At 60.0% G+C, this 9,468-nt stretch carries 12 protein-coding genes and 1 pseudogene; 6 read left to right on the top strand and 7 right to left on the bottom strand.

Annotated features, from left to right (window positions below; genetic code table 11):
* Positions 1–136: 136 nt before the first annotated feature.
* The 3 genes from FHS09_RS22090 to FHS09_RS22080 are packed head-to-tail and all read right to left on the bottom strand — an operon-like array spanning position 137 to position 3,323.
* On the bottom strand, positions 137–958 hold the full coding sequence (locus FHS09_RS22090; RefSeq protein WP_183464015.1) for a hypothetical protein: 822 nt from the start codon (positions 956–958) through the stop codon (positions 137–139).
* Positions 959–961: 3 nt separating this feature from the next.
* Complete coding sequence (locus FHS09_RS22085) at positions 962–1,246, bottom strand: YheV family putative zinc ribbon protein (protein ID WP_183464014.1); 285 nt, start codon at positions 1,244–1,246, stop codon at positions 962–964.
* Entirely contained in the window at positions 1,239–3,323 is a 2,085-nt protein-coding gene (locus FHS09_RS22080; protein WP_183464013.1) for a M3 family metallopeptidase, read from the bottom strand. The genes FHS09_RS22085 and FHS09_RS22080 overlap by 8 nt, the downstream gene beginning before the upstream one ends.
* A gap of 65 nt (positions 3,324–3,388) precedes the next feature.
* Between FHS09_RS22080 and FHS09_RS22075 the strand changes: the two genes are divergently transcribed.
* The 4 genes from FHS09_RS22075 to FHS09_RS22060 all read left to right on the top strand — a co-directional run bounded on the left by FHS09_RS22075 (position 3,389) and on the right by FHS09_RS22060 (position 5,543).
* Complete coding sequence (locus tag FHS09_RS22075) at positions 3,389–3,946, top strand: gamma carbonic anhydrase family protein (RefSeq protein ID WP_183464012.1); 558 nt, start codon at positions 3,389–3,391, stop codon at positions 3,944–3,946.
* Between the two features lie 102 nt (positions 3,947–4,048).
* A complete protein-coding gene (locus FHS09_RS22070) occupies positions 4,049–4,780 on the top strand; it encodes a LysR family transcriptional regulator (protein WP_183464011.1) in 732 nt (243 codons plus the stop codon).
* 14 nt (positions 4,781–4,794) lie between these two features.
* Positions 4,795–4,962: a hypothetical protein gene (locus tag FHS09_RS22065; protein WP_183464010.1), complete on the top strand. Its 168-nt coding sequence runs from the start codon at positions 4,795–4,797 to the stop codon at positions 4,960–4,962.
* Positions 4,963–5,024: 62 nt separating this feature from the next.
* Positions 5,025–5,543: a carboxymuconolactone decarboxylase family protein gene (locus tag FHS09_RS22060; RefSeq protein WP_183464009.1), complete on the top strand. Its 519-nt coding sequence runs from the start codon at positions 5,025–5,027 to the stop codon at positions 5,541–5,543.
* A gap of 110 nt (positions 5,544–5,653) precedes the next feature.
* Here the strand turns inward: FHS09_RS22060 and FHS09_RS22055 are convergent, their stop codons facing one another.
* Positions 5,654–6,541: a LysR family transcriptional regulator ArgP gene (locus FHS09_RS22055; RefSeq protein ID WP_183464008.1), complete on the bottom strand. Its 888-nt coding sequence runs from the start codon at positions 6,539–6,541 to the stop codon at positions 5,654–5,656.
* 126 nt (positions 6,542–6,667) lie between these two features.
* Here FHS09_RS22055 and FHS09_RS22050 point away from each other — a divergent pair, with 126 nt between their 5' ends.
* On the top strand, positions 6,668–7,270 hold the full coding sequence (locus FHS09_RS22050) for a LysE/ArgO family amino acid transporter (protein WP_183464006.1): 603 nt from the start codon (positions 6,668–6,670) through the stop codon (positions 7,268–7,270).
* 156 nt (positions 7,271–7,426) lie between these two features.
* Here FHS09_RS22050 and FHS09_RS22045 read toward each other — a convergent pair whose 3' ends face one another.
* The 3 genes from FHS09_RS22045 to FHS09_RS22035 form a co-directional block, all read right to left on the bottom strand.
* Positions 7,427–7,927: a hypothetical protein gene (locus tag FHS09_RS22045; protein ID WP_183464004.1), complete on the bottom strand. Its 501-nt coding sequence runs from the start codon at positions 7,925–7,927 to the stop codon at positions 7,427–7,429.
* Between the two features lie 91 nt (positions 7,928–8,018).
* Positions 8,019–8,348: a low molecular weight protein tyrosine phosphatase family protein gene (locus FHS09_RS22040; protein WP_183464002.1), complete on the bottom strand. Its 330-nt coding sequence runs from the start codon at positions 8,346–8,348 to the stop codon at positions 8,019–8,021.
* Positions 8,349–8,548: 200 nt separating this feature from the next.
* On the bottom strand, positions 8,549–9,055 hold the full coding sequence (locus tag FHS09_RS22035; protein ID WP_183464000.1) for a hypothetical protein: 507 nt from the start codon (positions 9,053–9,055) through the stop codon (positions 8,549–8,551).
* Between the two features lie 62 nt (positions 9,056–9,117).
* Between FHS09_RS22035 and FHS09_RS22030 the strand changes: the two are divergent.
* A pseudogene (locus FHS09_RS22030) lies at positions 9,118–9,348 on the top strand (IS30 family transposase); the annotation flags it as partial.
* Positions 9,349–9,468 lie beyond the last annotated feature (120 nt).

Here is a 9,468-nt window from a genome sequence, read left to right as displayed (position 1 = left end):
CCCCTCGATGTGGCTCTGTGTTTAGGGTTCTTTCCAGCCTCCAAACATAACCCACGATGTCGAGGCTGGGCAGGTCAATCCATGATGTCTACAGCAGGCACCGTTCAGTAAAAGAGGGATGGGGCGGATTTCTCCGTCAGATACGCACCTGCTGGTGCTGCAGGATTTGCTGCCAGTTTGCGTAGAATTCCGCCTCGCCCTGCAGAATTGCGCTGTTGAGATCGTCGATCTTCCGGCGCAGGTTTTTATCGTAGAAGTACAGGCTGCCGCCGCGCAGCGTATAGCCGCGCGGATTTTCCGCCAGCAGCTGGTAGTAGCGCGCCACCCGCTCCAGGTGGGCGTTGACCTGTCGCGGGGAAAAGTTGCCGCGGCGGTAGTAATCCAGCACCTGCGCGTCGATTTCCGAACGGACCTTTTCCCGGCTCTCCGGCGACAGGCCGCCGCTGTTCACCTGGTTGCGGATATCCGTGCGAAGGTCCTCCAGGTAGCGTTCCGCCGCCTGGGCGGAGACCTGCAGTTTGCCGATGACCCGCCGGCGCTGGCCCTGGGCCCTGCGGTCCTTCAGGGCCGTAGGGGCGAACATTTCCCGCGACGCGAACTGCCCCAGCGGGCGGAAAATGGTCCTGTGCTGCAGGTTGCTGTGGCGGGTGAGCTTGCCGCAAATTTCCACCGCCGCCTGCCACTCGGCGAAGGGACTCCCCTCCAGCAGCTGCTGGGGCAACTGCGCCACCGCCGCATCCAGCTTTTCTTCCTGTTCGCGGTAGAAGTCCGGCCGCGCACGCCAGTCGTTGGCCTGCAGCTTGAACAGCGACAGGATGCCCTGGTTGACGCAGCGGGCCAGCAGCAGCGCCGTCTGCTCCCGCTGCCGCTCGCGCAATTCGCGGTAGTGATCCAGGCCGTAGAGACTTGCGATGGCGATAACCAGCAGGAAGGCCAGCAGTGGATAGTATTTTTTCACGCTTTATTTTTTGGGTGGTTGGATTATTTTTACCGGCACCTCGGCCTCTGCCGCGGTTTCACTCTTGTCCACCCGCGTACCCGGCACCCGCGGTGCGGACTGCAGGCGGATTTCGTCCTCGAAACCGCAGGCCACGCACTCACGAAAATTCCTGCCCTCCCGCCGGTAGTTGACGATCCGGTCCATCTCCCCGCAGCGGGGGCAGACGGCCCCGGCAATAAAGCGCTTCTTTACGGGCTTTTCACTGTTTTTACTCAAGTTGTCGTTACTCAAGTTATCGTCACTCATGGGCGGTCTCGTCGCACTCCACGATGCCGCTGTGGTGCAGCAGCGCGTCTATTGTAGGTTCGCGGCCACGGAATTCTGTGAACAGGTCCAGCGCGTCGCGACTGCCGCCCTGTTCGAGGATGCTGTGCAGGAATCTGTCGCCGGTATCCCGGTCGAAAATACCCTTCTCCTCGAACAGCGAGAAGGCGTCCGCGGACAGCACCTCGGCCCATTTGTAGCTGTAATAGCCGGCCGCATAACCGCCGGCGAAGATATGGCTGAAGCCGTGCTGGAAGCGGTTCTCCTCCGCCACCGGCACCACCGCCACCTGTGCGCGCACGGCGTTCAGCAGCTGCTGGATTTCCCCGGCGCTGGCGCCGCTGTCGCGGCAGTGCAGGCGGAAATCGAACAGGGCGAATTCCAGCTGACGCACGGTGAACATGGCGGACTGGAAATTCTTCGCCGCCAGCATTTTGTCCAGCAGCGCTTGCGGCAACGGCTCGCCGGTCTCGTGGTGGCCGGAGATCATCGCGATGGCCTGGGGCTGCCAGCACCAGTTCTCCAGGAACTGACTGGGCAGCTCCACCGCGTCCCAGGCCACGCCGTTGATGCCGGACACCGCGGCCACATCCACCCGGGTGAGCATATGGTGCAGGCCGTGGCCGAATTCGTGGAACAGGGTGGTGACCTCGTAGTGGGTCAGCAGCGACGGAGCGTCTGCGGCGGGGGAGGCGCCCGCAGCGGGGGAAGAGGCATCTGCAGCGGGAGATGAAAAATTGCACACCAGGTAGGCCACCGGCAACTGCAGGCCCGCGGCCCCCTGCCGGCGCACGCACACGGTATTCATCCAGGCACCGCCGCGCTTGTTCTCGCGGGCGAAGGGATCGAGATAGAAGCCGGCGATGCGCTCGCCGTCGCGCAGCAGCCAGAAGAACTGTACGTCGCGGTGCCAGGTGGCTACCGAAGTGTCCTCCTCCACGGTGATGCCGAACAGCTTTTCCACCACCGCGAAGAGTCCGGCGAGCACTTTTCCATAAGGAAAATAGGGGCGCAGCTCCTCCTGGCTTACCGCGTAGCGCTGCTGCTTGAGCTTCTCCGCGGTCCAGGCGATGTCCCAGGGCTGCAGTTCCTCCAACCCGAGTTTTTCCGCGGCGAATTCCCGCAGTTCGGCGAACTCGCGCTCGGCGGCGGGCCTGGCCCGCGCCGCCAGGTCCTCGAGGAATTCCAGTACTTTTTCACAATCCGGTGCCATCTTGCTGGCCAGGGACAGCTCGGCGTAACTGGACATACCGAGCAATTTTGCCTGCTCGGCGCGCAGCGCCAGGATCTCTTCCATCACCGCGGAATTATCGAACTGCCCGCCTTGGGGTCCGGTTTCCGAGGCGCGGGTGACAAACGCCAGGTGCACCCGCTCGCGCAGCTCGCGGTTTTCCGCGTGAATCATCACCGCCAGGAAGCTGGGCCCCTCCAGGGTGATCAGCCAGCCGGACAGATCCTTCGCCTGCGCCGCGGCGGCGGCCGCCGCGAGCGCGGTCTGCGGCAGCCCGGCCAGCTCCGCTTCGTCCTCTGTGTGATAGCTCCAGGCATTGGTGGCATCCAGCACATTGTTGGCGAAGCGGCTGCCCAGCTCCGCCAGGCGACGGCTGTTGGCGGCGAAGCGCTCCCGCGCCCCGCCCTCCAGGCCCACGCCCCCGAGCACGAAATCCCGCAGGCCCAGCTTCACCGCCTGCCGGCGCGCCTGGGGCCAGTGGGAAAACTCCCCCGCCTCTGCCAGCTGCTGGTAGACCCGGTAGAGATCGCGGTTCTGGCCCAGCTCGGTCCAGTAATCGGTAACCTTGGCCAGCGCCGCCTCGTAGGGCGCCCGCCAGGGGCCGCTGAGCACGCTGTTCAGGTGGCTGACCGGGGAAAAGGCCCGGTTGAGACTGTCCTGGGCTTCCTCCAGCGGGACCAGGGTGGTATCCCAACCCGGGTTCTTCAAGCCGGCCTCAAGCTGTGCGCGGCACTGCTCGATCAGTTCGGAGATGGCGGGCTCCGCCTGCTGCGGTTGCAGTTGGTCGAAGGGCGGCAGCAGGGAAAAATTCGACAGTGGATTGGACATACAACACTCTGTGCAGATAAATCGATAAGGCTATGATAATGGACCGATTGTACAGGAGATGCGTTATGTCCCCACTGCGCCCCCACGGCGACAACGAACGGGAGAAATCCCCCCAGCTCGGCAGCGGGGTGTATATCGACCCGCAGTCCTCGGTGATCGGCGATGTCACCCTCGGCGACGACAGCTCGGTCTGGCCCATGGCGGTGGTGCGCGGCGATATGCACCGGATTCGCATCGGCGCGCGCACCAGCGTTCAGGACGGCTCGGTATTACATATCACTCACGCCGGCCCCTTCAATCCTGAGGGCTGGCCACTCACCATCGGCGACAACGTGACCATCGGCCACAAGGCCTGTCTGCACGGCTGCGCAGTCGGCAGCCGCGTACTGATCGGCATCGGTGCCATTGTGCTCGACGGCGCAGTGATCGAGGACGAGGTGGTGCTGGCCGCCGGCGCGCTGGTGCCGCCCGGGCGCACCCTGGAGAGCGGCTACCTGTACGTGGGCGCGCCCTGCAAAAAGGCGCGGCCGCTGTCGGATAAGGAGCGGGAATTCTTCCGCTACTCCGCCGACAATTACGTCAAGCTGAAGAACCAGTACCTGACCGAACACGAACAGCCCTGAGCTCCTGGGACCGCGGAGCTCCAGCTCCGCAAGCGGGCCGCAGGCCCGCCTGGGCGAACACAAGGTTCGCCCCTACAGATGATTTCCGAGTAACTTTCCACAATGAACAACCTCAACCTGGACCAACTGCGCACCTTCGTCGCCGCCTGCGAAAAGGGTTCCTTCTCCGCGGTGGCGCGGGAGATGGGGCGCGCCCAGTCGGCGGTCAGCGCGCAGATCCAGAACTTGGAACTGGACCTGGGGCTGGAGCTGTTCGACCGCAGCGGCAAGTACCCGACCCCGACGGCGGCGGCGCAGTCGCTGCTGCCCCTGGCGCGCCAGGCCATCGGCCAGCTGCGCCGCTTCCAGCAGGCGGCGGACTCCTACCAGCGAGGCGAGGAGCCACTGCTGCGGGTCCTGTTCGAAGAGCTGGTGATGCCCGACAAGCTCAACGACATGCTGGCGGCCTTCGCCGAGTGTTTTCCCCACACCCAGATCCACGCCAGCACCGCCACCGATGAACAGGCCATCCGCCAGATCGCCGACGGCGGTGCGGATTTCGCCTTTGTCACCGCCCGCGACGGCTATCCGGACGAACTGGATTTCAACAACCTGGGCCAGCAGCGGATTCTCACCCTCGCTAGCCCGGACCACCCACTGGCACAGACCCCCGCCGCCTCCCTCAACGAGGCGGCCAGGCACCGGCAGATCATCACCGCCTCCCCCTCGGGCAATCGCCGCTGGCAGCTGTCGCCACAGACCTGGAGCAGTGATTCGCTGCTGCAGGCGCTGGACCTGGCCTGCAAGGGCGTGGGCTGGGTCAACGCCCCTACGAGCTGGCGCGCCATTTCCTGAAGAGCGGCAAGCTGGTGGAACTGAACCTGACCAACGCACTGAGCGCCTGGAGCCTGGGGGTAGATCTGTTGTGGTCCGGCAAAACACCCCAGGGCACCGCCGCGCGCTGGTTCGCCCGCGAGGCCCGGCGCCTGTATGGCAACTACTACAGCCCACCTATCGAAATAGCTGATGGAATCTAACTTTTACCGGCAACTTTGCTGGTGGATGATGCGATCTCCTCACCAATGTTAGGAGAAACACGATGACCACCGAAGAACACCTCCAGAACCTGGAAAGCTTTTCCAGCCACTACCGCTACGACGTGAACTACCTGAGAGAGTTTTTGCAAAGCTCGCCGGAAGGCTATCAAAAGTTCGCCGACTTCCGCCCGCTGTCCTACCACCGGGAGTTCCTGCCGCTGGACGTCTACTGGGTGAGCAAGCTCGCGGCGATGCAGGTGGCGGATTGCGGCGCCTGTTTGCAGCTCAATGTGCGCATGGCGCTGGAAATGGGCGTGGATCCGCAGCTGGTGCAGGCCTGCCTCCAGGGCGGCAGCCGACTGCCGGAGAACCTGAAGGATATTTTCGATTTCGCCACCGCAGTGGCCAGCTACCGCAATATCGATCCGCAGCTCGAGGAGCGCATCGATGCACAGCTGGACAAGTCCCAGCGCATCGAACTGGGGGTCTGCGTCGCCACCGCCTCGGTGTATCCCACCATCAAGCGGGCGATGGGTTATACGCAGAGCTGTAGTCTGGTGGAAATCGAGTTTGCGGCCTGATATTCCGGCCCGACTCTGTGGGAGCCTGCCTTGCAGGCGATTAACCCGGTGCTATCTGCCACGCCCTCTTCGCCAGCAGGGCTGGCTCCCACGGGAGGGTAAGCCTGCCCCTACCGCACCAACAACTCTTCCGCCGCCCGTACAAGCTGACGGGTGAGTTCGCCCAACAGTTCGCCACCGTTGCGCCAGTGGTGCCAGTAGAGCGGTACATCCACCGGCCGCTCCGGTAGCAGCTCGACCAGTTCACCACGGGCCAACTCGCCGGCCACCTGCAACTCCGGCACCAAACCCCAGCCGAAACCACCCGAGGTAAGGTGGACGAATCCTTCGGAGGACGGGCAGAGGTGATAGGCGAAACCACCCGCGACGCCCAGCGATTCCAGATAGCGATGCTGGAGAAAATCGTCCGGCCCGAAAACGATAGCCGGGCTGTGCGCCAGCGCGGCGGGCGTCACCCCGGAGGGAAAATGCCGGGCGATAAACGCCGGGCTGGCCACCGCCCGATAGCGCATGGCCCCCAGCGCGACACTGCGCGCGCCGGCCACCGGGCGCTCGGCGGCGCAGACGCAGGCCGCCACTTCACCGGCGCGCATGCGTTTGAGCCCGACATCCTGATCCTCCACCACATGATCCAGCAACACCCGGTGCCCAGCGCAGAAATCGGCCACCGCCGGCGCCCACCAGGTCGCCAGGCTGTCGGCGTTGATCGCGACGCGCAGTCGCTCCGGCTGGCCGCCCTCGTCGAGCGCCGGGACCTGGCCCTGCAGGTCGCGCTCGAGCAGGCGTACCTGCTGCACATGGTTGAGCAGTCGCCGGCCCAAGTCAGTGGGCTGCGGCGGTGTCGCCCGCACCAATACCGGCTGGCCGACCCGCGCCTCAAGCAGCTTGATCCGCTGCGACACCGCCGACTGCGACAGGCCCAATACCAGCGCGGCCCGCTCGAAACCAGCCTGCTCCACCACGGCGGCGAGCGCGGAGAGCAGCTTGTAGTCGAACATATCGATTTTCCTAATGGGTGATCAGCAAGATTTGTTTTTCTTATATCACCTTCCGGTCCAGACTCACCTGCATCACCGCTCCCGCCTCGCCGCCTTACCGGCAGGCCAACCCGAAGGAATATCGATATGTGGCAGAGCTACCTCAACGGACTGTTGTTGGGCGCCGGGCTAATCGTCGCCATCGGCGCGCAAAATGCCTTCGTACTGGCGCAGAGCCTGCGCCGCGAACACCACCTGCCGGTGGCCGCGCTCTGCGTTTTGTGCGATGCGGTGCTGGTCTCCGCCGGCGTCTTCGGTCTGGCCGCGCTGCTGCTGAAGAGCCCAGCGCTGCTGGCGATGGCGCGCTGGGGCGGCGCGGCCTTCCTGCTCTGGTACGGACTCAAGGCTCTGCTCCGCGCCCTTCGCCCGCAGGGGCTCGAAGGGGCCGCGGAAGCCGGACCGCGCTCGCGTCGCGCGGTGCTGCTCACCGCCCTGGCGGTAACCCTGCTCAACCCGCACGTCTATCTGGACACCGTATTGCTGATCGGCTCCCTTGGCGCCCAGCAGGCCGAACCGGGCGCCTATGCGCTGGGCGCCGCCAGCGCATCACTGGCCTGGTTCTTCGGCCTCGCCCTCGGCGCCGCATGGCTCTCGCCCTGGCTGGCGCGCCCGGCGACCTGGCGCCTGCTTGATCTGGGGGTGGCCATTATGATGTTCAGTGTGGCTGTGCAGTTGTTGTTCGGCCACTGAGCGAAAGATCGCGGGAACCCTTGCCTTAACCCGGCATCCGCGCGGTACTCCTGCACCCATGATGTGTAGCTAGATCAATGGACACACATAACGCCAAGCTAAGCGGCGCGCTTTCCAGCGTCCGCTTTAGCTTTTTGTCGCGGTTCAAAGTTGACACTAAGAATCATGGCCACGATCCTGCAAAAACTCCAACAAATAACCATGACCGCCTAAGTAAGAAGATAAGCGAATTACCTTACCGCTTTTGAATTTGAGTACATACCAATAACACCAACCGTTAAAATTTATTGATTCAAGATCATCCCATTTCTCGCTCTTTTTTCCGGTCCAAGGCGTTGAGAAGTAGATTGAAGTATCATCGTAAGAGCCTTCAACAAAGAACCCTTCAACTAACGCGTAAATAGCACCCACACCAAAACCAATAGTTAAACCAATAAGAGCTATTGTTTCTCCAGGTTTATCAACCTGATAGTTTCCGGTTAAAAACACGACAAACGGAACGGCCGAAAATAGCAAGCACACTAGACCCAAGCCTTTCATAAATAAGCCAAACCTTAATTCGCCTTCCTGCGCAGCGTAGGTAGCTCTTTTCGTAAAGTAAGTAATCACAAGAACTGTTATCGCGCCAGTGATTAAACCTTGCCAGTTGATATCCATGCTACTCCTGATTGATTTCTAAGACGGAGCTAACCGGTGGCCATTGCGCAGCAGTGGGCGCCCGGTTGAACGATTGGTTAAGGGGAACTGATCATTGAAGTTCGAGACAAGCGCCTACAGTTTCCTTCAAAATTTCAACAAGCTCTGGGTCCATGTATTTGTACTCATCGGGGATTTCCAGCACATGAATAGGCTTGTGATCTAAAAGACGAGTGAATTCTGTCACCAGCCTATTTTTATGCTTCTGCTCCATCACAACAATAACATCAGCCCAGCGAATGTCCGCTTGGCTGACTGTTCTCCGAGCCTTTGGGCTTGTACCCGCAGACCGAACACTTATGTTTGGCTGTTTACGCCACACAGCTTCGGCCGTTGGACTTCGCCACTGATTACGGCTGCAGATAAACAATACTTTGCTCATGGTGCTATTTACCTTCCAGAGACTTGCGCACTGTCTTCGCCGGATTGTCGATTCCGAGCCATTTGGCAAGAATAAGCTTCTCCCAGCGAATATACATTAGCCTCCAATTTTTTCAGACTTTTCTTAATTTGTGTGCTTTTTGCACGGTAATGGGAGCGCAGCGCCCGTGCACAAAGTAAGGCGTCGGCTGCAGCACCTCGTTACATTTTGATGAGTGCACGAACCTTCTCCACTAACGCCGCTGGTTCTGAAACCTGAGCCGAGGGGATTACGATAGCGTTGGCACGATCCAGGAACAGCATTATTAATCCGCCTTCAAACTCGACTGAGCTAAAATTTTCCCAGTTTAAGAAGATGTCATGTTTACTATTTTTACTTCTAATGCCGCTCTCTGAAACCTCTATTGTTTTTTCTTCATAGATGGAGTCATCTACTCTTGGTATCAACTTCTTAAGAACTTTAACTTCTTTTGAGTAGATTGAGAAAAACAGAATGGAGCAAACTACCGCTGCGAAAGCAGCTGATTGCCAATGTAGCCCCATATCTGGGCGAGTGACACCCAAAATTACTACGGCAATCAATAGCCAGATAAAAACATTAAAGATTGGAGAGTCCATCCAAGATCGAGCATCTTCCTGAACTTTGGCTTTCACGTAGTGATTAAAGACTTTCCAGTCGTTTTTATCTAATTTAGTTTTTATGATCATGATATTGAAATGTAACGAGGTTGTAGAAAAACTCCGGCCTTTCGTTCTGGTTATATTTTGCCCAGAAAATTGAGGCCCATGCCTCTGTTAAGTTCTACTTTGCCAATCCCTACCACTCATGGGAGCGAGGAAGCAATGAAAATACCAGCGGCCTGATTCGCCAATACATTCCCAAAGGCACCTCTATGGAAAATCTAACTCAACAACAGTGCGACCGCATTGCTGATGAACTGAACTCCAGGCCGAGAAAACGACACCAATATCGATCGCCCGAGGAGCTGTATTATGTCTAATTATTTTTGTCGCGGTTCAAAGTTGACCCTGTAGTTGCATAAAAAAAGCACGTTATCCTGCAAAAATACCGAGATTTGCAGTCTCAAACGTGTCTTTCAGATAAGGTCCTGGATCTCACT

It is taken from the genome of Microbulbifer rhizosphaerae (assembly GCF_014191725.1).
Classification (GTDB): Bacteria; Pseudomonadota; Gammaproteobacteria; order Pseudomonadales; family Cellvibrionaceae; genus Microbulbifer; species Microbulbifer rhizosphaerae.
Note: the sequence above shows the minus strand (reverse complement) of the source record. Positions and strands in the feature narration are given on the sequence as shown.